The organism is Micromonospora sp. BL1, assembly GCF_003667485.1.
GTDB classification, from domain to species: Bacteria; Actinomycetota; Actinomycetes; order Mycobacteriales; family Micromonosporaceae; genus Micromonospora; species Micromonospora tulbaghiae.
Genome location: NZ_RCVK01000308.1, coordinates 1 through 24,240 on the forward strand (window position 1 = coordinate 1; position 24,240 = coordinate 24,240).

20 protein-coding genes and 1 riboswitch are annotated in these 24,240 nt (G+C 73.7%); of the genes, 6 read left to right on the top strand and 14 right to left on the bottom strand.

Annotation, left to right across the window (positions count from 1 at the left end):
• Positions 1 to 229: 229 nt before the first annotated feature.
• Genes EAD96_RS23175 through EAD96_RS23205 form a run of 7 tightly spaced genes read right to left on the bottom strand, consistent with a single transcriptional unit; the run spans position 230 to position 5,407 of the window.
• Positions 230 to 1,510, bottom strand: coding sequence for an MFS transporter (locus EAD96_RS23175; RefSeq protein WP_121685760.1), 1,281 nt, complete (start codon positions 1,508 to 1,510; stop codon positions 230 to 232).
• Positions 1,507 to 2,082 carry a helix-turn-helix transcriptional regulator gene (locus tag EAD96_RS23180; RefSeq protein WP_121685761.1) on the bottom strand — a complete coding sequence of 192 codons (576 nt, stop codon included), beginning with the start codon at positions 2,080 to 2,082 and terminating at the stop codon, positions 1,507 to 1,509. The genes EAD96_RS23175 and EAD96_RS23180 overlap by 4 nt, the downstream gene beginning before the upstream one ends.
• Positions 2,083 to 2,129: 47 nt before the next feature.
• Complete coding sequence (locus tag EAD96_RS23185; RefSeq protein ID WP_121685762.1) at positions 2,130 to 2,678, bottom strand: DinB family protein; 549 nt, start codon at positions 2,676 to 2,678, stop codon at positions 2,130 to 2,132.
• 41 nt (positions 2,679 to 2,719) lie between these two features.
• Positions 2,720 to 3,211 (bottom strand): SsrA-binding protein SmpB, encoded by a 492-nt coding sequence (gene smpB, locus EAD96_RS23190; protein WP_120569730.1) that lies wholly within the window; start codon positions 3,209 to 3,211, stop codon positions 2,720 to 2,722.
• Positions 3,184 to 3,858 (bottom strand): lysoplasmalogenase, encoded by a 675-nt coding sequence (locus EAD96_RS23195; RefSeq protein ID WP_121685763.1) that lies wholly within the window; start codon positions 3,856 to 3,858, stop codon positions 3,184 to 3,186. Before EAD96_RS23195 ends, smpB begins: the two co-directional genes overlap by 28 nt.
• Complete coding sequence (locus EAD96_RS23200; RefSeq protein ID WP_121685764.1) at positions 3,855 to 4,682, bottom strand: sterol desaturase family protein; 828 nt, start codon at positions 4,680 to 4,682, stop codon at positions 3,855 to 3,857. The genes EAD96_RS23195 and EAD96_RS23200 overlap by 4 nt, the downstream gene beginning before the upstream one ends.
• Positions 4,679 to 5,407: a FadR/GntR family transcriptional regulator gene (locus tag EAD96_RS23205; RefSeq protein WP_121685773.1), complete on the bottom strand. Its 729-nt coding sequence runs from the start codon at positions 5,405 to 5,407 to the stop codon at positions 4,679 to 4,681. Before EAD96_RS23205 ends, EAD96_RS23200 begins: the two co-directional genes overlap by 4 nt.
• 135 nt (positions 5,408 to 5,542) lie before the next feature.
• Between EAD96_RS23205 and htpG the strand changes: the two genes are divergently transcribed.
• Positions 5,543 to 7,435 carry a molecular chaperone HtpG gene (htpG, locus tag EAD96_RS23210; protein WP_121685765.1) on the top strand — a complete coding sequence of 631 codons (1,893 nt, stop codon included), beginning with the start codon at positions 5,543 to 5,545 and terminating at the stop codon, positions 7,433 to 7,435.
• Positions 7,436 to 7,942: 507 nt separating this feature from the next.
• On the opposite strand, the gene EAD96_RS23215 is transcribed toward htpG, so the two are convergent.
• From EAD96_RS23215 to EAD96_RS23225, 3 genes are read right to left on the bottom strand one after another with little or no spacing between them, the layout of a single operon-like run.
• Positions 7,943 to 8,641 (bottom strand): SDR family oxidoreductase, encoded by a 699-nt coding sequence (locus EAD96_RS23215; RefSeq protein WP_120569735.1) that lies wholly within the window; start codon positions 8,639 to 8,641, stop codon positions 7,943 to 7,945.
• Positions 8,642 to 8,674: 33 nt separating this feature from the next.
• Positions 8,675 to 9,151 (bottom strand): helix-turn-helix domain-containing protein, encoded by a 477-nt coding sequence (locus EAD96_RS23220; protein WP_091418149.1) that lies wholly within the window; start codon positions 9,149 to 9,151, stop codon positions 8,675 to 8,677.
• A 47-nt stretch (positions 9,152 to 9,198) separates the two neighbouring features.
• On the bottom strand, positions 9,199 to 10,560 hold the full coding sequence (locus EAD96_RS23225; protein ID WP_121685766.1) for an LLM class flavin-dependent oxidoreductase: 1,362 nt from the start codon (positions 10,558 to 10,560) through the stop codon (positions 9,199 to 9,201).
• A gap of 171 nt (positions 10,561 to 10,731) precedes the next feature.
• Positions 10,732 to 10,877: riboswitch (cyclic di-AMP (ydaO/yuaA leader) on the top strand.
• Between EAD96_RS23225 and EAD96_RS23230 the strand changes: the two genes are divergently transcribed.
• A complete protein-coding gene (locus EAD96_RS23230) occupies positions 10,876 to 11,526 on the top strand; it encodes a transglycosylase family protein (protein ID WP_121685767.1) in 651 nt (216 codons plus the stop codon). (Overlaps the previous riboswitch by 2 nt.)
• Positions 11,527 to 11,712: 186 nt before the next feature.
• On the top strand, positions 11,713 to 12,162 hold the full coding sequence (locus EAD96_RS23235) for a YbaB/EbfC family nucleoid-associated protein (protein WP_121685768.1): 450 nt from the start codon (positions 11,713 to 11,715) through the stop codon (positions 12,160 to 12,162).
• A 156-nt stretch (positions 12,163 to 12,318) separates the two neighbouring features.
• Here EAD96_RS23235 and EAD96_RS23240 read toward each other — a convergent pair whose 3' ends face one another.
• The 4 genes from EAD96_RS23240 to EAD96_RS23255 all read right to left on the bottom strand — a co-directional run bounded on the left by EAD96_RS23240 (position 12,319) and on the right by EAD96_RS23255 (position 19,270).
• Positions 12,319 to 14,382, bottom strand: a complete 2,064-nt coding sequence (locus EAD96_RS23240) for a M4 family metallopeptidase (RefSeq protein WP_121685769.1) — start codon at positions 14,380 to 14,382, stop codon at positions 12,319 to 12,321.
• Positions 14,383 to 14,791: 409 nt separating this feature from the next.
• On the bottom strand, positions 14,792 to 17,107 hold the full coding sequence (locus EAD96_RS23245; RefSeq protein WP_121685770.1) for a transglycosylase domain-containing protein: 2,316 nt from the start codon (positions 17,105 to 17,107) through the stop codon (positions 14,792 to 14,794).
• A 147-nt stretch (positions 17,108 to 17,254) separates the two neighbouring features.
• Positions 17,255 to 17,917, bottom strand: a complete 663-nt coding sequence (locus EAD96_RS23250) for a hypothetical protein (protein ID WP_121685771.1) — start codon at positions 17,915 to 17,917, stop codon at positions 17,255 to 17,257.
• Positions 17,918 to 18,052: 135 nt separating this feature from the next.
• Positions 18,053 to 19,270 (bottom strand): hypothetical protein, encoded by a 1,218-nt coding sequence (locus EAD96_RS23255; protein WP_233586132.1) that lies wholly within the window; start codon positions 19,268 to 19,270, stop codon positions 18,053 to 18,055.
• Positions 19,271 to 19,425: 155 nt separating this feature from the next.
• Between EAD96_RS23255 and EAD96_RS23260 the strand changes: the two genes are divergently transcribed.
• From EAD96_RS23260 to EAD96_RS23270, 3 genes are read left to right on the top strand one after another with little or no spacing between them, the layout of a single operon-like run.
• A complete protein-coding gene (locus EAD96_RS23260) occupies positions 19,426 to 20,367 on the top strand; it encodes a diacylglycerol kinase family protein (RefSeq protein ID WP_120569742.1) in 942 nt (313 codons plus the stop codon).
• A gap of 29 nt (positions 20,368 to 20,396) precedes the next feature.
• Positions 20,397 to 21,167: a nucleotidyltransferase domain-containing protein gene (locus tag EAD96_RS23265; protein WP_121685772.1), complete on the top strand. Its 771-nt coding sequence runs from the start codon at positions 20,397 to 20,399 to the stop codon at positions 21,165 to 21,167.
• A gap of 46 nt (positions 21,168 to 21,213) precedes the next feature.
• Positions 21,214 to 24,009: an FAD-binding and (Fe-S)-binding domain-containing protein gene (locus tag EAD96_RS23270; protein ID WP_121685774.1), complete on the top strand. Its 2,796-nt coding sequence runs from the start codon at positions 21,214 to 21,216 to the stop codon at positions 24,007 to 24,009.
• Positions 24,010 to 24,240 lie beyond the last annotated feature (231 nt).

Genomic DNA, 24,240 nt, shown 5'->3' on the forward strand with positions numbered 1-24,240 from the left:
GGCTATTCGTCGGCAGCGTCAGAGGTGTATAAGAGACAGGGGGACGAGGGCGAGGACGGCGGTGAGGCCGACCGCCGTCGCCGCCAGTGCGGCGAGGGTGCGGATGGTGCGCACGGGGCGCCTCCTGCGGGGGTGGTGGCCGTTCTCCGTCACGGCGGCCGGCCCCGCCCAACGGTTAACAAACCATACAAATGGACTTCGATGAAGGTATGAACGAAGTCGGTCGATGTCAAGAGAGCGTTTCCCGCCGGCGCTCCGACGTGGGCTCCGGCTCACGCTGCCGCACCACGGCGGGCCGGCGCATGTCCCGCCACGGACCGCCCAGCAGTGGCGTCAGCACCACCAGCAGGTAGCACGCGCCCATCACGACGAGCGTGGACGTGGCGCCGAACCGGTCCGCGGCGAATCCCGCGCCGACCGCGCCGGCCGGCATGGCCGCCCACGCGCCCGCGCCGATCACGCCGTAGACCCGGGCCCGCATGGCCGGCGGCACCCGCTCCAACTGGACCGCGCCCATCAGCGGATTGAGCGCGCCGGCGGCCAGCCCGGCCACCGCCACCACGGCGGCCACCACCGGCAGCGACGGCGCGGCGGCGAGCGCCCACAGTGGTGGGGCGCCGCACAGCGCGTACGCGGTGACGAACGTGGCCCGGCGGGGCAGCCGGTGACCGATCGCGCTGAACACCAGCGAGCCGACCAGCGCCCCGCCACCCATGACGCCGACCAGCAGGCCGAACGCGGCCGGCCCGCCGAGTTCCCGTTCGGCGACCACCGGCAGCAGCACCTGGCTCTTGGCCGCGTCGAACAGGTTGGTCACCAGCACCAGCAGGACCATGGCGCGCAGCAGCGGCTCGCGGACCAGGAAACGCAGCCCGGCGGCGAACTGCCGCCAGTAGCCTCCGGTCTCCGGCTCGCTGCCGTCGTCGGACGGTCGCAGGCCACGCGGGACCAGCAGCGTCACCACGAGCGCCGACACGGCGAACGTCACCGCGTCCAGCGCCAGCACCGGCACCGCCCCGAACACACCGACCAGCAGGCCGGCCAAGGGTGCGCCGATCATCCGGGCGCCGCGCGACGTTGCGTCCTCCCACCCGGCCGCCCGCTCGATCGGCACCCCGGCCGCCGCCGCGGCCTCCGGCAGCAGCGCGGTGCGCGCGGTCTGCCCCGGCGTGTCCAGCAGGCCGCTGACGAAGACGAGGGCCAGCAGCGCCGGGAACGGCAGGCCGACTGTGGAGTGCAACAGGGGTACGGCGGCGATCGTCACGCCGGAGACCACGTCGGCGAGCACGCTGGACCGCCGGTAGCCGATCCGGTCGACGAGCACGCCGCCGAACGCGCCGCCGAGCACCACCGGCGCGGTGGCGAACGCGCCGGCCAGCCCGGTGGCCGCCGGCGAGCCGGTCTCGGCGAGCACGTAGAGCGGCAGCGCGATGAGCGTGAGCACGTTGCCGGTCAGCGAGACGGCGTGCCCGATCAGCAGTCCGGCCAGCGGCCGGCGGTCGCGGTTCACTGCGGCCCCCGGTACGCCTGCCAGATCAGCGTGACCATCTCGGCGCCGGCCCGGCCGGGTGCGCCGCGTTCCTGCCAGCGCCGGCCCAGCGCGGACAGCTCGTCGCGCAGCTCGACCAGTTCCTCCGGCGTCAGGCGCAGCACGATGTCGCTGCTGGTGGTGCCGCGTACCCAGGCCGGGTCGAGGCTCGCCTCGGAGTCCAGGTACGCCTGGTAGCGGTCCACGTAGCGCTGCATGGCGGCCTGGCGCAGCAGGTTGCCGGCGAGCCGGCGCTCCGGGTCGTCGAGCAGTTCGAGCGGATCCCAGTCGGTGGTGGCGTGCGCGGCCCGCCACCACCGCTCGCGCCGGTCGCGGGCCAGGTCGGGGGCCTCGGCCACGAAGCCGTGCTCGGCCAGCTTGCCGACGTGGTAGCTGACCGAGCCCACCGCCTCGCCGGTGTGCTCGCTGAGCATGCCGACCGTCTGCGGGCCGCGCAGGCGCAGCTCGCCGAGCAGCCGCAGCCGGGTGGGGTGGGCCAGCGCCCGCATGGCTCGCGGGTCGCTCACGCGCCGGTTGCCGGTTCCGTCCGTCATACCGTCAGGCTAGACCTACAAGAGATGATGTACAAGAACCCTTGTATTTATCGGGCCGTCTCCGGCGTGTGGCGGTACAGGTCGCGCAGCAGGCACACCTCGCTCAGGTGGTGGATCACCTCCCGGTTTATGTGCAGCACGAGCGTGGCCATCGGGACGTCGGCGAACGGCCCCTCGGCCGGGCCGCAGGGGCGGGCCAGGGCCTCCTCGCCGAGCGCCTCGACCCCGGCCGTCCAGGCCGCGTACTCCTCGTCGAGCTGGGCCAGCGCGCCGGCCGCGGTCGGGGAGTAGGGGAACGAGCCGTAGTCGGTGGACGCGCGGCCGAAGTGCGACGCGTTGCGCATGGCCAGCACGCCGACGATGACGTGGGCGAGCCGCCAGGCGATGGTGGTGAACGGCGGCGGATCCGGCTGCGGCATCGAGAAGTCGATCGCCGGAGCGCCGCCGTCGCCGCGCGGGCGCAGGCTCCAGCAGCCGGGGACCGGCTCCCAGAGGTATTCGGCGTCGGTGAGCCCGGCGAGGCGGTCGCGCAACTGGTAGGTCCAGTGCCAGGTGAGCTGCTCGCGGAGCAGTGGGTTCCAGGTCAGATCGGTCATGTGGGCCAGCGTGCCACCGGCCTGGGACAGAAACGGCGCGCTCAGCCCCGCCGCGTCGCCGTCCGGCCCTTGAGCCGGCGGCCCATCTCCCGCGCGATCTCCCGCTTGGCGTCCCGCTCGGCGAGCGCCTGGCGCTTGTCGTACGACCGGCGGCCCCGGGCCAGGCCCAGCTCCACCTTGGCCCAGCCGTCGGCGAAGTACATCGACAGCGGCACCAGCGTGATGCCGCCGTCGCGCAGCTTTTCCAGGATCCGGGCGATCTCCACCCGGTGCAGCAGCAGTTTGCGGGTGCGCCGGGGCGCGTGGTTGGTCCAGGTGCCGAAGCCGTACTCGGCGATGTGCAGGCCGTACAGCATGATCTCGCCGTCGCGTTCCTGGGCGAACGCGTCGACCAGCGACACCCGCCCCTCGCGCAGCGACTTCACCTCCGTGCCGGCCAGCACGATGCCCGCCTCGTACGTCTTGAGGATGTCGTAGTCGTGCCGCGCCTTCTTGTTCGAGGCGATCAGCTTGCGCCCGTTCTCCCTGGCCACGCCAGCAGGGTACCCGCCGGCGGCGGCTGCGGGCCGGTCGCCGGGCGCGTCGCGGCCACCCAGCCGGTGGTGATGAGCAGCAGCGCGGCGCAGTAGGTGACCATCACCAGCAGGCCCCGCCCGGGCAGCTCCACGCCGGCCGCGCCCACGCCGATGAGCAGGTCGGAGACGAGGAACAACGCCCCGCCGGCGGCGACCCGCGTGGACACCCCGGTCGCGGCGGCGGCCATCAGGCACAGCGCAAGGCTGTAGCCGAGCACCGGCAGCCGCAGCGGCCCGAGCATGCCCCACAGCAGCGCGTTCGCGCCCGCCCAGGCGACCAGGTAGCCCGCCCAAGCCACGGCCCGCGCACGCCGGTGCCGGACGAAGGCGGTGATGAACGCGATCTGGGTGACCAGGAAGAAGCCCATGCCGGCCAGGAACGCGGTGTCTCCGGGCAGGAGCAGCGCGACGTCGCCGGCGGTGGCGGCGACCAGGCCGACCGCCACCGCGTCGACCCGGCGCCGGTGCGCCCAGAGGTACGCCAGCAGCACCGGCGCGAGCAGCGGCTTGGCCAGCCACTGGAGCACGGTCGAGTCCAGCGCGACCCCGACGAGTTCGACGGCGGCGATCAGCCCGAACAGGGGCAGCAGCCAGGAGCGCCTCATCGGGCCGGCTGCCAGCCGGGACGGCCGAACAGGTAGCCCAGCCGGTGCCGCCAGCAGTCGGCCCGGCGTACGTCGGACCAGATCGCGGCGAACTCGTGGGTGGCCACCCGCAGCGGGTTGTAGGTGCCGATGTTCTTGGTGAGGCCGTAGCGCGCGGTGGCCCGCTCCGGCTCGAACGTGCCGAACAGCCGGTCCCAGATGATCAGGATGCCGCCGTAGTTGCGGTCCAGGTACTCGGTGTTCGAGCCGTGGTGCACCCGGTGGTGGGACGGCGTGTTGAAGATCCACTCGATCGGCCGGGGCAGCACCTTGATCCGTTCGGTGTGCAGGAAGAACTGGTAGAGCAGGCTGACCGACTGCTGGAGGAAGATCATCCACGGCGGGATGCCGAGCAGCGCCAGCGCCAGCCAGAACGGCAGCGACGTCATCGGCGTCCAGCTCTGCCGCAACGCGGTGGAGAAGTTGTAGTAGACGCTGCTGTGGTGCACGACGTGGCTCGCCCAGAGCACGCGTACCTCGTGGTGCGAGCGGTGGAACCAGTAGTAGGCCAGGTCGTCGGCGAAGAACAGGATCACCCAGGTCCACCAGTCGCCGGGGGACAGGTGCACCGGCGCCACGGTCCACAGCGCCGCGAACAGGCCGACGGTGAGCAGCTTCCACGGGAAGCCGATGATCTGGCTGCCCAGCCCCATCGACAGGCTGGTGGTGGTGTCGCGCAGCTCGTAGCCGCGTTCGTCGTCGTCGGGCAGGAAGCGGTAGGAGACCGCCTCGACGACGATCAGGAGTAGGAACGCCGGGACGGCGTACAGCACGGCGGGGATCATGCGCGCGCTTCCCTTCCGGAGGTGGGGGTGGTGGGGGTGGTGACCGGCGCGGTGAGCAGCGCCCGGGCGTGCCGGGCCGCCGCCGCGCCCTGACCGGAGGCGACCGACGCGGCGAGACGACGGTGACCGGCCACGTCGAGCAGTTCGGCCGCGCGGGCGTCCGGGGGGACGTCGCCGACCGCGAACGTGCCGGCCACCAGGCTGTTGAACGCGAGCTGGTAGGCGGTGTTGCCGCTGCCGCGCACGACCAGCCGCCAGATGGCGATGTTGGCCTCGTTCATCAGGTCCAGGTCGGGGGCCAGGTCGCCGTACTCCTCGGCGGCCCGGACCAGGGCGGCGACGACCGCCGGGTCCGCGCGCTCGGCGCAGAGCCGGGCCGCATCGACCCCGACGCAGGCCCGCATCTCCAGCATGTCGCGCACCAGCGTCTCGACCGGGAGTACGTCAGCGGAGCGGGCCAGTGACAGCGCCAGGTCCAGCCCGGCGTGGACCCGCCAGTCCAGCACCCGGGTCGCGCCGCCCTGGCTGACCCGGACCAGGCCGAGCTGTTGCAGGCGGCGCAGCGCCTCCCGGACCGCGTGCCGGTTGACGGCGAACGCGCCGGCCAGCTCCCGCTCGCCGGGCAGCGTCTCGTCCGGCGCGTAGCGACCGGACACGATCGCGTCGCGTAGCCGGCCGAAGACGTGGTCGGAGACCGACACGCGGGGCGCGGGATCGAAGGTCATGCGCAGCAGTGTGGCCCCGAACACATCAACCCGTCAACTGGTTGTACCAGTGAATTTCGGGGCGGCCGGTGCGTGCCGTTCCGGTCACCCCTCGTATCCTTTCCGCGGTAGGCCGCCAGAGGGAAGGGAGCCGGTGTGAGCGACGGGGTCGAGACGTTGGAGTTCCAGGCCGAGGCCCGTCAGCTGTTGCAGCTGATGGTGCACTCGATCTACTCGAACAAGGACGTCTTCCTGCGCGAACTGATCTCGAACGCGTCCGACGCGCTGGACAAGCTGCGGCTGGAGTCGCTCGTCGACAAGGAACTGTCGGCCGACACCTCCGACCTGCACATCGAGATCGAGGTCGACAAGGACGCCCGTACGCTCACCGTGCGGGACAACGGCATCGGCATGACCCGCGACGAGGTGGTCCGCCTGATCGGCACCATCGCCAAGTCCGGCACCGCCGAACTGCTGCGCAAGCTGCGGGAGTCGTCCGACGCCGCCGCCTCGCAGGAGCTGATCGGCCAGTTCGGAGTCGGTTTCTACGCCACGTTCATGGTCGCCGACAGGGTGACGCTGCTGACCCGCCGCGCCGGGCAGTCCGGCGGCACCCGCTGGGAGTCCACCGGCGAGGGCACGTACTCGATCGAGGAGGTCGGGGACGCACCCCAGGGCACCTCGGTCACGCTGCACCTCAAGCCGGTCGACACTGAGGACAACCTGCACGACTACACCGCCGAGTGGACGATCCGCGAGATCGTCAAGCGCTACTCCGACTTCATCTCGTGGCCGATCCGGATGACTGTCGACAAGCCCGGCGAGGACGGCGCCACCACCCGCGAGGAGCAGACGCTCAACTCGATGAAGGCGCTCTGGGCGCGTTCGCGGGACGAGGTCGACGAGGCCGAGTACAAGGAGTTCTACCGGCACGTCGCGCACGACTGGGCCGACCCGCTGGAAACCGTCCACATGCGCGGCGAGGGCACGTTCGAGTACGAGGCGCTGCTGTTCGTGCCCTCGCACGCCCCGCTCGACCTGTTCTCCCCGCAGGGCCGCCGCGGTGTGCAGCTCTACGTCAAGCGCGTGTTCATCATGGACGACTGCGACGCGCTGATGCCCAACTACCTGCGCTTCGTCAAGGGCGTGGTGGACGCGCACGACCTGTCGCTGAACATCTCCCGGGAGATCCTCCAGCAGGACCGGCAGATCCGCGCGGTGCGTCGCCGGCTGGTCAAGAAGGTGCTCGCCACGCTCAAGGACATGTCCGCCGAGTCGTACCGCACGTTCTGGACCGAGTTCGGCGCGGTGGTCAAGGAGGGTCTGCTGGAGGACCCGGACAACACCGAGACGCTGCTGGAGCTGGTCCGCGCCGCCAGCACCCACGACCCGGCCGAGCCCACCACGCTGCGCGCGTACGTGGAGCGGATGAAGGACGGCCAGACCGAGATCTACTACGCCACCGGCGAGAACCGGGCCACCATCGAGAACTCGCCGCACCTGGAGGCGTTCCGCGCCAAGGGCTACGAGGTGCTGCTCCTCACCGACCCGGTGGACGAGGTGTGGGTCGAGCGCGTCGGCGCGTACGACGGGAAGACGCTGCGCTCGGTCGCCAAGGGACAGGTCGACCTGGAGACCGAGGAGGAGAAGGAGAAGGCCGAGGCGGAGCGCCAGGAGTACGCCGACCTGCTCGCGTTCCTCGGCGGCGCGCTCGCCGACAGCGTCAAGGAGGTGCGTCTGTCCACCCGGCTGACCACGTCGCCGGCCTGCGTGGTGGGCGACGCGCACGACATGACGCCGACGCTGGAGAAGATGTACCGGGCGATGGGCCAGGAGGTGCCGCAGGTCAAGCGGATCCTGGAGCTGAACCCGGCCCACCCGCTGGTCACCGGGCTGCGTAAGGCGCACGGGGAGGGCGGCGACACCGCCGCGCTGACCGAGACCGCCGAGCTGCTGTACGGCATGGCGTTGCTGGCCGAGGGCGGCGAGCTGGCCGACCCGGCCCGGTTCACCCGCATCCTCGCCGACCGCCTGGCCCGCGGCCTGTAGCCCCACCCCGACCCGGTTCGCCCGACCCACCCCGGCGGACTTGCGTGATCCACTCCAGCTCGCCGAAGTGGCGGTATCGGACGGGCTCTGACCCCGCCACTTCGCCGAACTGGTGTTGATCACGCTGGGGTATCCCAGGTGGGGAAGATCGATCCCACCTGGAGGGATGACCGGGGCGGTGAGGGCTTCCGCCCGCATCGGCAGGGCTGCCCGGGTGCGCAGGTGTGGGTCGGGGTGGATGGGGCGGAGCGCCGCGCGGGGGGCACCGGCTGTTGATCGACTGTGCCCGGGCGGTAGTCGTGGCAGCCGCGTGATCGACACCACTGCGCCGAAGTGGCGGCATCCCACGGGCTCTGACCCGGCCACCTCGGCGAGCTGGTGTTGATCACGCTGGGGTGTCCCAGAGTGGGGGAGGCTGGTCCCAGATGGAGGGACCTCGGGCGGTAGTTGTGGCAGCGGAACCGTCTTGCCGAGGTGGCGCCGCCACCTCGGCGAAGACGGGTCGGCTCAGGGGAGTGCGGGGTAGAGCGCGGCCACGCCGCCGGACAGTCCGGCCTGGACCCGGCGGGCGACGTCGTCGGCCAGGATCTCGTAGCTGTCGGACTCGATGCCGTCCGCGGCGAGCCGGGCGACGTCGGCCGGGTCGGCCTTCGGGCCGGGGACGGCGGCGGCCATCTCGGTGTCCATGTAGCCCACGTGCAGGCCCGCGACACGGACGCCCCGGCCGGCCAGCTCGACGCGCAGGGCGTTCGTCATCGACCACTCGGCGGCCTTCGCCGCGCCGTACGCGCCGACGCCGGGGAACGTGAACCAGGACAGCGCCGACAGCACGTTCAGGATCGTGCCGCCGCCGTTGGCCGCGATCCGGGGCGCGAACGCCCGTACCACCGACAGCGTGCCGAGGTAGTGCGTCTCCAGCTCCAGCCGGATCTGCGCGAGGTCGCCGTCGAGCAGGTCGGTGCCGGTGCTCACGCCGGCGTTGTTGACCAGCAGCGTCACGTCACCGGCCCGCTCGGCGGCGGCGGCCACCGACGCTGGGTCGGTGATGTCGAGGCGTACCGGGGTGACGCCGGGCAGGTCCACGGTGTCCGGGTTGCGGGCGCCGGCCCAGACGGTGGCGCCGCGCGCGACGAGTTCGGCGGCCAGGTGCCGGCCGAAGCCGCGGTTGGCGCCGGTGACCAGGGCGGTGCTTCCAGCGATCTTCATGGTCTCGCTCCGAGGTGTGGTGGGGAAGGGAGGTCAGGCGGACAGCAGGCCCGGACCGGGCAGGACGGCCAGTTCGCCGGGCGGTACGTCGTGCCCGGCGTCGCAGCGCAGCCGCGCGTGCACCGGCGCGCCGCACTCGTCGTGGGCCACCCGGACCGCCGGGCCGGCCTCGTCGGCGGCGTACGCGTCGCCCCACTGCCGCAGCGCGACGAGCACCGGGATCAGGTCGCTTCCCTTCGCAGTGAGCACGTACTCGTCGCGGGTGCGCTGCCCGGGCTCGCGGTAGGGACGCCGGTCGAGCAGCCCGTCGGCGACGAGCTGCTTGAGGCGTGCGGCGGCCACCGGCTCGCTGACGCCGACCCGCCGGGCGAAGTCGTCGAAGCGGCGGGTGCCGAACGACGCCTCCCGCAGCAGGAGCAGCGTGGTGCGGTTGCCGACCACCTCGAGCGCCCGGGCGATCGAGCAGTTGGCGGTGGACCAGGAGTCACGCTGCGCAAGGAGGTCCGTCATGGCGTCGACGGTACCCCCCTGACTTAAGGAACCAAAAGTCAGCTACCTCACAGCTGGCCGGGGAAGAAACCGTGCCGGGCCAGCGGCTCGACGATCTGGTGCTCCTCGTACGACAGGTGCGACAGCAACGTGTCGGTGAGCAGGTCCACCGCCTCCTGGAGTCCGGTGAAGTCGCCGGGCCGGCGGACCAGCTCCACGAGTGCCCGGTCCACGCTCTCCACCACGCCGTGGATCACCACGTGCTCCTCCTCCAGGCGGTCCAGCACGGCGGCCAGCCCGGCCTCGGATCGGCGCAGGTGCGGGAAGATCGAGGCGTCCTCCAGCCCGTGGTGCTGGGTGACCATCGTGCAGTAGGCCGCGCAGTACGCCCCGAGCGTCCAGTTGTTCTGCCGCATGGTCATCTCGTTCAGCGCGGCCCGCGCCCGGCCCGGCGTGACCGAGCCCTGCTTGACCTGTTCCAGCAGGTCGCGCACCTGGGCCAGCTCCTGGCGCAGATGGTCGTGCACGTCCACCAGGTGCTGCCCGGCGGCGACCAGCTCCCGCACGGCGGGCGCGACCTCCTGGCCGAAGATCTGGATCGCGCGCGGCTCGTCGCTGCCGAGGATGAACGTGGTGATGCCGTGCTCCAGCGTGAGCCCGGCCAGTTCCTCCACCCACTGCTCCGGCGGCCCGGCCAGGAAACCGGCCGACGAACGGGCGAACGTGCCGGTCACGTTGAGCATGCGGCGGATCGCGGCCGGGTCGCGCCCGGCGGCCTGGGCACCCTCGTCGACGAGCGCGTTCAGGGCGGGCAGCTCGTCGGGGCCCTTCGGCAGGTACGACAGGGACGGCAGCCAGCCGTCCGCGGCGCGGCCCACCAGGCGCAGCATGCGCGGCTTGTACGCGCCGACCCAGATGCCCACCGGGTGCGCCGGCGCCGGCCCGCGCTTGGCACCGACCACCCGGTAGTGCTCGCCGTCGACCCGGATCATGCCGCGCCGGTCGGTGTCCCAGACCTCGCGGATCACCCGGATCGCCTCGTCCAGGGCTTCGACGGCGGCGCCGGGGGACAGGCGCCGCCCGCCGGTCGCCTCGATCGCGTCCCAGAACGCGCCCGCGCCGAGCCCCAGCTCGACCCGGCCGCCGGTGAGCAGGTCCAGGCTGGCGATGCTGCGGGCCAGCACCACCGGCTGGCGCAGCGGCAGGTTGAGTACGTTGCCGGCCAGGCGGATGCGCTCGGTGGCGGCGCCCACGTAGGACATCAGCGTCCAGGTGTCCAGGAAGCCCGGCTGGTACGGGTGGTCCTGGAACGTGACCAGGTCCAGCCCGACCTGCTCGCAGAGCCGGGCGAGCGCCACCACCTGGTCGGGCTGCCCGGCGGCGGGGGTGAGGAAGCCGCCGAAGGTCAGCTCGTGTCCGTGATCGGTCATCCGTCCCGTCCTCCCGTGATCTTGCCTGGCCCTGCCACCGTAGCGCCGCCGCCGGTAGCCCGGCCGGGTGAAGAGCATCACAAGAAGTGGACGATCGTCGCAAAACGCTCCTAGCGTCGGTTTCGTTCGCAGACGCGGACACCGCGGGCCGGAAACGCCAAATCCCGCCGCCGTCCCCGGTAACCGAACCTCGCGCGGGAGCGGGGGAACCACGCGTTCCACGGTGCATCGTCACCTCGGGGTGAAGCCGCCACCGGCGGCCGGGCTCCTCGGCCCGAACCCGACAGCTCACCTCGTCGGCGTGGAGGAATCCACATGGCAACTGAATACTCAGCCCGAAGCCGCCGTACCGCTCTCGGGGCGGTTCTGGCCGGCGCCGCCGTCGGCGCCGCGACCCTCTTCGGCCCGGCCGACCCGGCCAGCGCGGGCGTCAACTGGGACGCGGTCGCGCGCTGCGAGTCAGGCGGCAACTGGAAGATCAACACCGGCAACGGCTACTACGGCGGGCTCCAGTTCTCCCGCGCCACCTGGAACGGCTACGGCGGCAAGAAGTACGCCGCCCGCGCCGACCTGGCCAGCCGCTCCGAGCAGATCGCCGTCGCCGAGAAGGTGCTGCGCGGTCAGGGCATCGGCGCGTGGCCGGTCTGCGGCAGGAAGGGCGGCTCGGCGAACGCCGGGTCGGCCGGGGCCGGCGAGCGGGCCACCACGAAGGCCACTCCGCGCAAGGCCGCCCCGGAGCGGCCGGCCCCGCGCAGGGCCGCGCCGGAGCGGCCCGCGACGAAGGCCGCGCCGCAGCCCACGAGCGGTGCCGGGACGTACGTGGTCCGGCGCGGGGACACCCTGTCGGAGATCGCCGTGGCGCAGCGCGTCGACGGCGGCTGGCGTGCCCTGCACGAGCGCAACCGGGCAGTGGTCGGCGACGACCCGGGCCTGATCTTCCCCGGTCAGCGGCTGCGCCTGCGCTGACAGCGGCCGGAGAACGCCCGGCCGGTCCGTCCGGCCGGGCGTTCACCCGTCCGCGACACGCCGCGTCGCCGGTGTCCGGCCTGCTCGCGGCGCCGGGGCGCGGCCCGCGACAGCCGGTGACCGCGATTCGTCGGAGCCGGTTGCTAGGGTCACGGTGCTCGGCTAAGACGTGAAGAAAGCGCGGAAATGACCAACGACCCGTTCTCGGCGGCCGCGAGCCTCGACGAGCTGCTGACCCGCACGCAGCAGGCGCTCACCGCGATGCGCTCCCGGGCCTCGGCGCACGCCGACGGCGAGCCGGGCGACCTGCTCCGCGCCGAGGGCACGGCCGCCGGCGGGCGGGTCCGCGCGGTCGCCGTCCAGGGTGGCCGGCTGGATTCCGTGACGGTCGACCCGGAGCTGGCCGGCGAGCGCCTCGACGTCCTCTGCGGACACCTCGTCACCGCCGCCAACGCCGCGCTGTCCGAGCTGGACGCCCAGGTCAGCGCGTCGGCGCGGGCCGACGCCGACGCGCTCGCCGCACGGCTCGGCACCATGGGCGACCAGGCCGAGCTGTTCGGCCGCGCGATGCACGAGGCGGCCGCGCGGATCCACCGCGACCGCGGCACCCCGTCCCGGGCCGGCCGCCCGGCCTGACCCGACGGCCGCGTGGCGCCGCGACCCCGCGACGCCCGGCACGGCCCGGCCGGCACGACGAGGCTCTGGCACGACGAGGCTCTGGCACGACGAGGCTCTGGCACGACGAGGCGGCCGGCCGCCGGGAGGACGACGACCGGCCGCGCTACGCCACGGTCAGCTCAGGGTGACCGCGGTGTCGTCGACGACGAAGGACGTCTGCAACGAGCTGTCCTCCACGCCGCTGAACGAGATGGTCGCCGTGGTGCCCGCGAGCGACGAGATGTCGAAGGACCGCTGCACGTAGCCGGTGGCCTTGTTCAGGTTGGAGTAGGTGGCCAGCGTGGTGCTGCCCGCCTTGACGGTGAGCTTGTCGTACGCGGTGCTGGTGGTCGACTCCGCGCTGTCGACGTGCAGCCAGAAGCTCAACGTCGCCCGGCATCCGGCGGGGATCGTCACCGACTGGCTGAGCGTGTCGGTGTGCGACGAGCCGTACCCGTCCAGCCACGCCTTGTACGAGCCGCCGTGTGCGGCCTGGCCGCTGTCGGTGGTGATGACGCCGGACGAGGCGCTCCAGCTCACGTTGCCCGACTCGAAGCCCGGGTTGGCGAGCTTGTTGCCGGAGCAGCCGCCCGACGGCGGAGTGGTCGTGGTGCTCGGCGTGGGCGTCGGGGTGCCGCCGGCACAGGTCGGCTCACCCGACTGGGCCGGTACGCTGACCGCGGTCCACGCCGCCTTCACCGCGTTGAACTCCGTGCAGCCGCTCGGGTAGAGGTTCTTCGCCGCCTGCAACGTCCACACGCGGTACTTCAGGTAGGACGAGGACGACGTCTTCAGCAGCATCGCGTTGTACATGATCTTCATGGCCTTCTGGATGCCCAGGCCGGTCACGCTGCTGCCGTTGCAGGTGGAGCTGGAGGGCTGCCCGTTGGTCGGGCTGCTGCCGTTGGCCAGCAGGTAGAACCAGTGGTTGCCCGGGCCGGCCGCGGCGTGCACCTCGGTCGACGGGATGCTGCTGGAGTAGCAGTTCGGGTCGCCGAGCGCGGACGGGTTGTACATGTTGCGGATCGGGCCGGAGCCGACCAGGTTGATCTTCTCGCCGACCAGGAAGTCCGGCGCGTCGTAGCTGGACGGCTCGTTGGCGAACCACTCGGTGGCCGCGCCGAACGTGTCAGCCACGAACTCCTGCGTGCCGCCGCCGGAGATGCCGCCGGGGGTGTTGTCGTCGATGCCGTGGCCGATCTCGTGCGCCACCACGTCCAGCGAGCTGATCCACTGACCGGCGGTGTTCTTGCCGATCTGCACCTGGCTGCCGTCGTAGTAGGCGTTCTGGTCGTTGAGGCCCACCCGGATCGGCCAGTAGCCGCCGTTGCCGTTGGCACCGTTGCGGCCCAGCCACTGGGCGAGCATCTTGTGCTCGGTCTGCGCGGAGAACAGCGCGTCCACGCAGCCGGTCTCCTTGTTGGTGGCGGTGCCGTTGCCCCAGACGTCGTCGGAGCCGCTGAACGTGGTGTTGTTCGCCGCGTCCTGGCAGCTCAGGTTCGTGACCGTCGGGTCCTTCATGGTGTACGTCGAGCCCGACTGGGTGGTGTTGAGCGTCAGCGGGCTGGGCCCGTTCCAGGCGCCGGTGCCGGTGCCGCGCACCACGTGCTCCTGCTTGCGCAGGACCGCGCCGGTGCGGGCGTCGACGTCGACGGTGAGCCGGCTGGGGCCGTCCGCGCCGGTGCCGCGTACCGTGGTCTCCCAGGCCAGTGCCGGTGCGGCGCCGAGCGTGTAGACCACGAGCGTGGTGCCCTCGACCGCGTTCACGGTCGTGAGCTGGGCGCGCGCCGTCTTTGCGGCGGCGTCCCGGGTCAGCGCGGGCGTGGTGGCAAGGGCGCCGATGGGCCGCTGCTGGGCGACCGAGGCGTACTTCAGGTTGCCGGCCGCGTCCGTGGCGAGCACGAAGTCGCCGCCGACCACCGGCAGGCCCTTGTAGGTGCGCTCGTAGGGCACGTACTGGGTGCCCTCGGAGGAGATGACCGGCTTCTGGACGAACGCGTCGTCGGAGCCGGCCTGCAGGTAGGCGGGACGGTTCGCGACCAGGGCACGGGCCGAGTCGGCGGCGGTCGCGCGGGCCTGGGCCGGGTCCGGGGCGGCGGGCCCGGGTGGCGCGGCCTGCACGGCCGCGGCGGTGCCGGCAGCGAGGATGCCGGCCGCGGCCGCGCCGGTGAGCGCGGCGAAGCGAGGTGAGAGTTTCACGGGGGTTTGCTCCTGTTCTACAGGCGCGCCGCACGGAGCCCGGTGGGGACGGGCGGCGCGGTGGTGCGAGGCAGGGTGACGGCCGGTCACCGGAGCTGCCGGCGTGGCTCCGGGTCGACAGATCGACCGTCGTGAGTCGCCGGGGGTCGGCGGCTCGCTGGTGCACAATCACACGCCGCCCGAGCCCGGAGCAATGGGTGACCTGGGCAACGGCTGACAGTCGGGCGTGTCGCCGCGCGCGTCGATTCAGGCAACCATGATCTTCAATAGGCCCTGATCAGGGCGAACATCGCCGACTGTGGATGGGCGGGCGTGCAAATTGCGGACGTTGCCGCTGTGTGCGAATGGCGCGCATAGACGCGAGGCCGCCGTGCGCGCGGCCGGGCGGCCGATCCGCCGCCCGGCCGGGTCAGCGCGGGCCGCGGGTACGCGTCGGCGACACGGTGGGCAGCGGTGGAAGCGACGGCGTCAGCGTCGGCCGCGACGTCGGCCGACCGGTCGGGCCCGGGCTCGGGCTCGACGAGGAAGGGCTCGGGCTCGGCGACTCCGAGGGCGTCGGCGCGGCGGTGGTCGGCGGCGGTGGCACCGACCGCGTCGGCTCCGGGGTCTCGCCGGGGAACGCCGGCTCACCGAAGCGGTACTTGCCCGGGTCGAGCTTCATGGCCGCGGTGGCCCGGTTCATGAACTGCCGCCAGATCGGCGCGGCGCCGGTCGAGCCGTATACCTCGTAGCTGCCGCCCTTCGTCCGCAGCGGCTTGCCGTCGGTGGTGCCCAGCCAGACGGCCGAGGCGAGCGCGCCGGTCCAGCCGACCATCCAGGTGTGCACGTTCTGCGTGGTGCTCTGCCCCGCCTGCCACGTGCCGGTCTTGCCGGCGGAGTCCCAGCCGTTGCCCAGTTCGGCGGCCCGCACCCGACGCAGCGTCCAGTCGAGCTGGTCGATCGCCTCCCGGTCCAGGCCCAGGTCCGTCGTCCGCAGCTGCTCGGTCCACACCTCCTCGTCGTCCTTGGTCACCGACCGGACGAAGTGCGCGTCGGCGCGCTTGCCGCCGGCCGCGAACGTCGCCATCCCGTTCGCGTGGTCCTGCACGGTGATCCCGTACTGCCCGATCCCGACCTCGGTGGAGAACCGCTTCGCCACCTCGTCGGCGGGATCACTGCGCAGGTCGACGCGCTGTGGCCGGGGATTGCCGCGGACCGTCTCCCACATCGACTCCACGCCCGCCTGCCGGGCCATCTCGATCACCTTGTCGGTGCCGAGCTTCTCGGTCAGCTCGAAGTAGGTCACATTCAGCGAGGCGACTGTGGCCTCCCAGAGCGCACAGTCCGGCTGGCAGGGCGCGCGCTCGGCGTTGCGGATCGGCCCGGCCGCGCTCCCCCTGGTGCGCCCCGAGGAGGGGAACTCCTTGGTGTCCGGCGAGTCGAACCGCTGCTTCACCGAGATCCCGTCGCGCACGGCCGCCGCCAGGTCGTACACCTTGAACGACGACCCCGGCGGATGCTGGCCGAACCCGCGGGTCTCGCCGTTCTCGTCGTAGTACCAGCCGGCGTAGTCCGCGCCGGAGCCCTTGTCGCCGCCGTAGTAGCCGAGCACCCGGCCGGTGCCCGGCTCCACCGCCACCAGCGCCGCCTGCCAGTTGCGCGGCTGGCCGCGTACCGCCTGCGGCGCGGTGTCGCGGCGGATGTCCGCCGCCGCCTCGGCCGCGTCCTGCACGCGCTTGTCGATGGTGGTGACGATTCGGTAGCCGCCGTCGCGGATCACCTCGTCGGGCTTGCCGCGGAACGGGTCGGTCTCGCGCAGCTCGGCGAGCACGTGGTTGACCACCAGGCCGGTCGGCCGGTCCAGGTCGGACCGGCCCGCGTCCTTGTCGATCGGCCGGACCGTGTCCGGGTACGCGAGATCCGCCGCCTGCTGCGGCGTCAGGTAACCGAGCTTGACCATGCCGTCGCGGATGTAGTTCCACCTGTCGATCGAGTTCTGCCGGGCCAGCGCGTTGCGGCGCGGGTCATAGCCGGGCGAGCCCTCGGGGTCGGCCGGGTCCGCCTCCGGCTGCTTGACCATGGCACAGAGCACCATCGCCTCGGCCGGCGTGAGCTGTCGCGCGGCGGGTGCGTCCCGGCGCACCGTCTTGCCGAAGTACGTCTGCGCCGCCGCCTCGATGCCGTACGCGCCCCGCCCGAACGGCACGGTGTTCAGGTAGAAGCCGAGGATCTCCTCCTTCGAGTACGCGTCGTCGAGCTTCCACGCGATCACCGCCTCGCGCAGCTTGCGGGAGTAGGTGACCCCGCGCAGGTCGGCGGCGATGCGCGCGTACTGCTGGGTGAGGGTGGACGCGCCCTGCCGCTGTCCGCCGCTCACGTTGGCCCAGGCCGCCCGCAGCACACCCTTGAAGTCGATGCCCTGGTTCGTCCAGAACGTACGGTCCTCGGCCGCCACGATCGCCTGCTTCGCCGAGTCGTTCATCTGGTCGTACGGCACGATGGTGCGGTTCTGCGCGCCCAGCTTCGCCATCGGCGTGCGCCCGTCGGCGTAGTAGACGGTGGTGGACTCGGGCAGCTTCAGGTCGCTGGGCGTCGGCACGCTGTCGAAGTAGTAGCCGCCGGCGACCAGCCCGCAGCCGGCCAGCAGCGTGCAGACCGCGAGGACGACCAGCAGACGCCGCCGCTTGCGCCTGGGGCGCACCTGAGCCGCGCCGCCCGGTTCCGGGGTGGATCCGCTGTTCCGCACGCGTTACCTCCGACTGCTCGGCTGAGTCGTGCCCGGCTCGCAGGCTAACCGAGCTGCGCCGACCGCACCGGCCGACGAACGCGGACGGTGTGGCGCGGGTCCGGGCCGGGGCGGACGGCTGCCGCCCCGGCCCGGGGGCTCACCCGGTCAGCGCGCCGCCCACCCGGCGGCCCGGTCGTCGCGTTCCCGGCGGGCGGCCCGGCGGGAACGCCACCTGTCGCTGCCGCCCACGTGGAACGGCGCCGACCGCCACAACGACCGCACCGGCGTGCCGTCCGGGGCGGCGAACGTCTCCCGTTCGGCGTAGCCGAGCCGCCGCAGCAGCTCCTCCTCCTGCGCACCGGCGCACGGGTGCGCGTACGTGGGCAGGCTCAACGTGTCCATCCGGCGCTGTGCCGCGGACAACGCCTGCGGCGCGCCACCCCGGGGCGCGGCCAGCAGCGCCAGATTGTTGTGCGGCTCGGCCGGTCGGCGTGCCGCCAGCTCGGCACCGAGGCGGCGGAACCGGTCCCCGTCCGGCCCGGCGGCGCCGGCGAGACGGTCGGCGTACCGGTGGGGGGAGGGGATCGGGCGGTAGCGGTGGAACCAGACGGTGGCGGCGCTGCCGTCGGGCAGCAGGAACGCGTCGCCGAACAGCAACGCGTGTTCGGTCCAGATCCGCGCCACGGCGGCGAGGACCGGCAGGCGGCGGGACGTGTCGGGGACGAGCCAGGCGGCCAGCGCGGTGGGCGCGAGGGCCTCGGCGACGAGATCGGCGATCCGGCCGATGTCGCACCACCGGGCGCGGACGACGGGCAGGGCTGTGCTCATGAACGGACTCCTGTATTCCAGGCGTGATCGGGTCGGTTGCGGGCGCCGGACGACAGTCGGCGGCGCCGCCGCGGCATGCGGCAGTCGGGCGGGACGCCCGTGCTCCGGATCGGAGATGGTGCCTGCGGAGTCCGCTCAGGCGGGTCTGGTGCCGGGGCGCGACGTGCGGGACGGCGGCAGCGGGTCGGCCGCCGGCCGCGCGTACCGGTGGGTCAGCGCCGGCAGCCGCAAGCGGTTCGCGTCCGCGTCGGCCGGCTCGCTGTGCACGGCGCCGCCGCCGTGGGTGACGCCGTCGAGCGGCAGCGGCAGTGCGGGCGTGGTGGTGACGTGCGCCGCCGGGCCGACGGCCGCCGGTGCCCGGCTGCGTACGGGGTCGACCCACCGGGTGCCGACGACGGTGAGGGTGCGCGCCGCCGGTGCGGCGAGGACCGGCCCGGCGGCGCGGGGCGGCGCGTCGTGCGCACGCCCGGGGGCCGGTGCCGGCGTCGCGGCCGGGTCGGCCGGAACGACCGGGACGCTCGGATCGGACGGCCCGGGCACGGGCTCGCCGGGCGCCGGCGATCCGGGGTCCGGCGCGGCCGGCGGGTCGAGCAGATCGGTCACCGGGCTGAGCGGGTCGAGCACCGGTTCCAGCGGGTCGAGCACCGGTGCCAGGCCCCGCCAGACCGGGCCGAGGATCGGGCGCAACGGTTCCACGACCGGGGACAGCAGGTCCGCCACCGGGTCGAGCACGCCCACCGTCACCGGGTCGGTGACCGGGCGCAGACCGTGGGCGACGGGCGCGAGCAGGTGGTCGCGCAGCGGGTCGGTGACCGGACGCAGGCCGTCGGTGACGGGCGTGAGCACGTGGTCCCGGACCGGCGTCACCACCGCCTCGACCACCCGGCCGGTGACCGGTGCCGTGACGGCCGGGCGACGCGGCACCGGCTCGGGAAGCGCGGCCGGGGCCGCGTCCGGCGTCGCCGGTTCGGCCTTGTCCGGCGCTGCCGGTTCGGCCGGGCCCCGCGTCGGCGAGGTGGCAGCCCGCGTCGGCGAGGTCGCGGCGGGCGGCGCGGCGGAGTCGGGTGCGGGCGCTGGTGCGGCGGGTGCGGCCGGCTCCGCCGCGGCGTCGCCGGACCCGGACGGGGAGGCGCCGCCGTCGTCGGTTCCGGACACGGGCAGGCCGAGCACCGTCCCGAGCGTGTGGGTGAGCACCCCGACGGTGGCGGTGAGCGGACCGGACGGCTCCCGGTCGGCGGCGTGGGCGGCCGAGCCGGATGCGGCCTCGTGGGCGCCCCAGACGACGGCCACGGCGCCGAGCAGCAGGCCGAGGCGCAGCGTGCCGCGCGCCATCCACCCGGTCCGTACCGACATCCCGCACCCTTCGGAACCCGCGCCCGGCGGCACGGATCGACGACCCGCACTGTACCGAACGTGGCGGGCCGGGCACAGTACGCCGTTGATCCGAATCGGGCGCGTCGCGCCGGGCGCAGGCGTGGGATCCGCGCTGTCCGGGTACCAGCCGGGCCATGGACACGCGCACTGCCGAACGCCCGGACACCGCCCCCGCTTCCGCCGCGCCCCCGGCCGGCGTGGTCGCTGTCGTCGCCCACCGGAAGAAGACGTTCGGGGGTGGGCTCGACGAACTGCGTTCCCGGCTCGTGGCCGCCGGGGTCGGGCGGCTGCTCTGGTACGAGGTGCCGAAGAGCCGCAAGGCCCCCAAGCGGGTCCGTGCGGCGCTGGACTCCGCCGCCGAGCTGGTGCTGGTGTGGGGCGGCGACGGCATGGTGCAGCGGTGCGCCGACGCGCTGGCCGGAAGCGGCGTCCCGATGGGCATCCTGCCCGCCGGCACCGCCAACCTGTTCGCGGTCAACCTCGGCATCCCGGTCGACCTGCCCGAGGCGGTACGGATCGCGCTGCACGGCCGCCGGCGCGAGCTGGACCTGGGCCGGATCAACGGCGAGCACTTCGCGGTGATGGCGGGCGCGGGGTTCGACGGCGACCTGATCCGCGACGCCGACCGGCAGCTCAAGGGCCGGTTCGGCCGGATCGCGTACGTCTGGACCGGGCTGCGGCACGTGCGCGGGGAGTGCGTACGGACCCGGATCCGGGTCGACGGCGCCGACTGGTTCGACGACGAGGCGAGCTGTGTGCTCTTCGGCAACGTCGGCACCATCACCGGCGGCATCCCGGCCTTCGACGACGCCCGCCCCGACGACGGGGCCCTCGAAGTCGGCGTGTCCACCGCCAGCGGCGCCGTGGACTGGGCGCGCACGCTGGGCCGGATGGCCGCCGGGCGCTCCGACGAGTCGCCGTTCGTCCGGATCACCCGTGGGCGCAAGATCAAGGTGCGATTCGACGCGCCGAAGACGTACGAGCTGGACGGCGGCGCCCGGGGCAAGGCGAAGCGGCTCAAGGTCAAGGTGGTCCCGGGGGCGCTGACCGTGTGCTGTCCCGACCCGGCGGACTGACCGCGACCGGGCCGGGGCAGGATGCCGGAATGCGTGACGACATCCGCGACTACCTGGCCGAAGTGGTCCGCCGTTCCCGGGACGTGCTCGGTGACGACCTCGTCGGCGCGTACGCGGCCGGCTCGGTCGGGCTGGGCGCGTACCAGCCGGGCCGCAGCGACGTGGACGTGGCGCTGGTGGCCGCCGGGCCGATGCCGGAGCCGGACAAGCGCCTGCTCGTGGACCGGCTGCGGCACGGGTCGCTGCCCTGCCCGGCACGCGGCCTGGAACTCGTCGTCTACCGCCGCGACGTGGCCGCCTCCGGCACCCCGGAGCCGGGCTTCGAGGTCGAGCTGAACACCGGCGCCACGATGCCGTTCCGCGCCACCTACGACCCGGCCGACCGGCCCGCCGCCGACGGGCGGTTCTGGTACGCGCTGGACCGCAGCATCCTGCGCCAGTCCGGCCTGGCCCTGCTCGGCCCGCCCGCCGCCGAGGTGTTCGCCGACCCGTCACCCGAGGCGCTGCGGGCGCTGCTGGCCGACGCGCTGCGCTGGTGGCTGGCGCTGCCCACGCCGCCCGGTGACGAACCGGCCCCGGGTGCGGAGGACGCGGTGCTCGGGGCCTGCCGGACGCTGGTGCGCTACCGCGACGGTGTCTGGCTGGGCAAGGTCGACGCCGGGCTGCGGGTCGCCGCCGACGACCCGGACGCCGCGCTGATCCGGGCCTCGATCGAGGCCCGCCGGGGCGGTACGCCGCCGTCCGGTCCGGCCGCCCGCGCGTTCCAGCGGCGGGTGCTGGACCGGATCACCGCGGACTGAGCCCCGCCGTGCGTGACTACTGTGGGCCGGGGGAGGTGCGGTGATCATGACTGAGCTGAGCGCGTCCGCGCGGGCCGGGCTGGAGTCGGTGGTGCCCGGCGGCGTGGCGACCCGGGCCGCGGACCGGCTGCGGATGGCCCACGACGCCTCGCACTACCTGCTGCATCCCGGCGCGGTGGTCACACCGTCCGACGCCGGTCAGGTCGCCGCGCTGCTGGCGTACGGCCGCCGCACCGGCACCGCGCTGACGTTCCGCTCCGGCGGCACCAGCCTCAGCGGCCAGGCGGTCACCGACCGGCTGCTGGTCGACGTGCGGCGGCACTTCCGCGACCTGACGGTGCTCGACGACGGGCGGCGGGTACGGGTGCAGCCGGGGGTGGTGCTGCGGCAGGTGAACACGCGGCTCGCGCCGTACGGCCGCAAGCTCGGCCCCGACCCGGCCAGCGAGTCCGCGTGCACGGTCGGCGGTGTGGTCGCCAACAACTCCAGCGGCATGACCTGCGGAACCGAGTTCAACACGTACCGGACACTGGAGTCGCTGGTCCTCGCGCTGCCCAGCGGCACCGTGCTGGACACCGGCGCCCCGGACGCCGACGCCCGGCTGCGCGCCGCCGAACCGGAGCTGCACGCCGGGCTGCTGCGGCTGCGCGACCGGGTACGCGGCAACCCCGAGTCGGTGCGCCGCATCCGCGCCCAGTACGCCATGAAGAACACCATGGGCTACGGCGTGAACGCGTTCCTCGACCACGACGACCCGGCCGACCTGCTCACCCGGCTCGTGGTGGGCAGCGAGGGCACGCTCGCGTTCGTCGCCTCGGCGACGTTCCGCACCGTACCCGTGCACCGGCACGCCGCGACCGGCCTGCTGGTCTTCGAGTCCCTGGGCGCGGCGATGGCCGCCATGCCGGCGCTGGTGGCCGCCGGGCCGGCGGCGGTCGAGTTGCTCGACGCCGCCGCCCTGCGGGTGGCCCAGCGCGACCCGAAGGCGGACGTCGCCCTGCGCGGCCTGGCCGTGCGCGGGCACGCCGCGCTGCTCGCCGAGTGGCAGGAGTCCGACCCGGAGGCACTCGCCGACCGGGTCGCCGCCGCCGAGCCGGTGCTGGCCGGCCTGCCGCTGAGCGCACCGGCCCGGCTCAGCGGCGAACCGGCCGCCCGGGCCGCGCTGTGGCACATCCGCAAGGGCCTGTACGCGGCGGTCGCGGGCGCCCGCCCGTCCGGCACCACCGCGCTGCTGGAGGACATCGCCGTGCCGGTCGAGGCGCTGGCCGGCACGTGCGCGGCGCTCGCCGACCTGTTCGACCGGCACCGGTACGCCGACAGCGTCATCTTCGGCCACGCCAAGGACGGCAACCTGCACTTCATGCTCAACGAGCGGTTCGACGGCGGTGCGGCCCCGGCGCGCTACGCCGACTTCACCGAGGAGATGGTCGACCTGGTGCTCGGCCACGGCGGCACGCTCAAGGCCGAGCACGGCACCGGCCGGGTGATGGCCCCCTACGTGCGACGCCAGTTCGGCGACGAGCTGTACGAGGTGATGCGCGAGCTGAAGACGCTCTGCGACCCCGACGGCGTGCTCAACCCGGGTGTGCTGCTCTGCGACGACCCGGAGATCCACATGCGGCACCTCAAGACCGTGCCGACGGTGGAGGAGGAGGTGGACCGCTGTGTCGAGTGCGGCTACTGCGAGCCGGTCTGCCCCAGCCGCGACCTCACCACCACGCCCCGGCAGCGCATCGTGCTGCGCCGGGAGATCGCCGCCGCGCAGGCCGCCGGCGACGCCGCGCTGGTCCGGGAGCTGACCGACGACTACGACTACGACGCGGTGCAGACCTGCGCGGTCGACGGCATGTGCGCCACCGCCTGCCCGGTGCTGATCAACACCGGTGACCTGGTCAAGCGGCTGCGCGCGCAGGAGCACGGCCGGACGGCCGGGTCCGCCTGGCGCGGCGCGGCCCGCCGCTGGGGCGCCACCACCCGGGGCATGGCCCGTGGGCTCGACCTGGCCGGGGCGCTGCCGCCCGCGCTGCCCGAGGCCGCCACCAGGGCCGCCCGCGCGGTGCTCGGCGCCGACCGGGTACCGCGGTGGCAGCGGGACCTGCCGCGCGGCGGCACCCCACGCCGCCCGCACCCGGCCGACGACCCGGACGCGGTGTTCGTGCCGTCCTGCCTGGGCACGCTGTTTGCCCCGGCGCAGGGCGGGACCGGCGTCGCCGCCGCGCTGCTCACGCTCGCCGAGCGGGCCGGCGTACGCCTGCTCGTGCCGGACGGCGTCGGTGACCTGTGCTGCGGCACCCCCTGGTCGTCGAAGGGCCTCGTCGACGGCTACCGGGCGGTGCGCGACCGCGTGCCCCCGGTGCTGCGCGCCGCGAGCCGCGACGGCGCGCTGCCCGTGGTCAGCGACGCCGCGTCCTGCACCGAGGGCTTCGAGCGGCTGGTCGACGGCGCCGGGGACGTGCGGGTCGTCGACGCGGTCGCGTACACCGCGGGCACGCTGCTGCCCCGGCTCACGGTGCGCCGCCGGATCGGCTCGCTCGCGCTGCACCCGACCTGCTCGTCGGTCCGGCTCGGCCTGGACGACGCGCTGCTCACAGTGGCCCGCGCGGTCGCCGACCAGGTGGTGGTCCCGGAGGGCTGGCAGTGCTGCGGCTTCGCCGGTGACCGGGGACTGCTGCACCCGGAGCTGACCGCGTCGGCCACCCGGGCCGAGGCCGCCGCCGTCGCGACGCGCCCCTTCGACGGGTACGCGTCGGTGAACCGGACCTGCGAGATCGGGCTGGCGCGGGCCACCGGGCAGCCGTACCGGCACCTGCTGGAGCTGCTGGCCGAGGCCACCACGCCGTAGCGACGCCGGAGGGGCGCCGATTGCCTGCTTGATCGACACCAGTTCGGGGTGGTGGTGGGGTCCGGGCGGGTCGGATGGCACCACTTCCCCGTACCGGTGTCGATCTTGGCTTGGTCGGGTGTGCCTGGGGTTCGTGATCGACACCAGGGGGTTCCCTTCCGGGGGCGCTGCTTCGGTGAGGCGGTGCGCCGGTTGAGGGCGGTGCCGGTGACGAGTGAGCTGGGCTGGCCA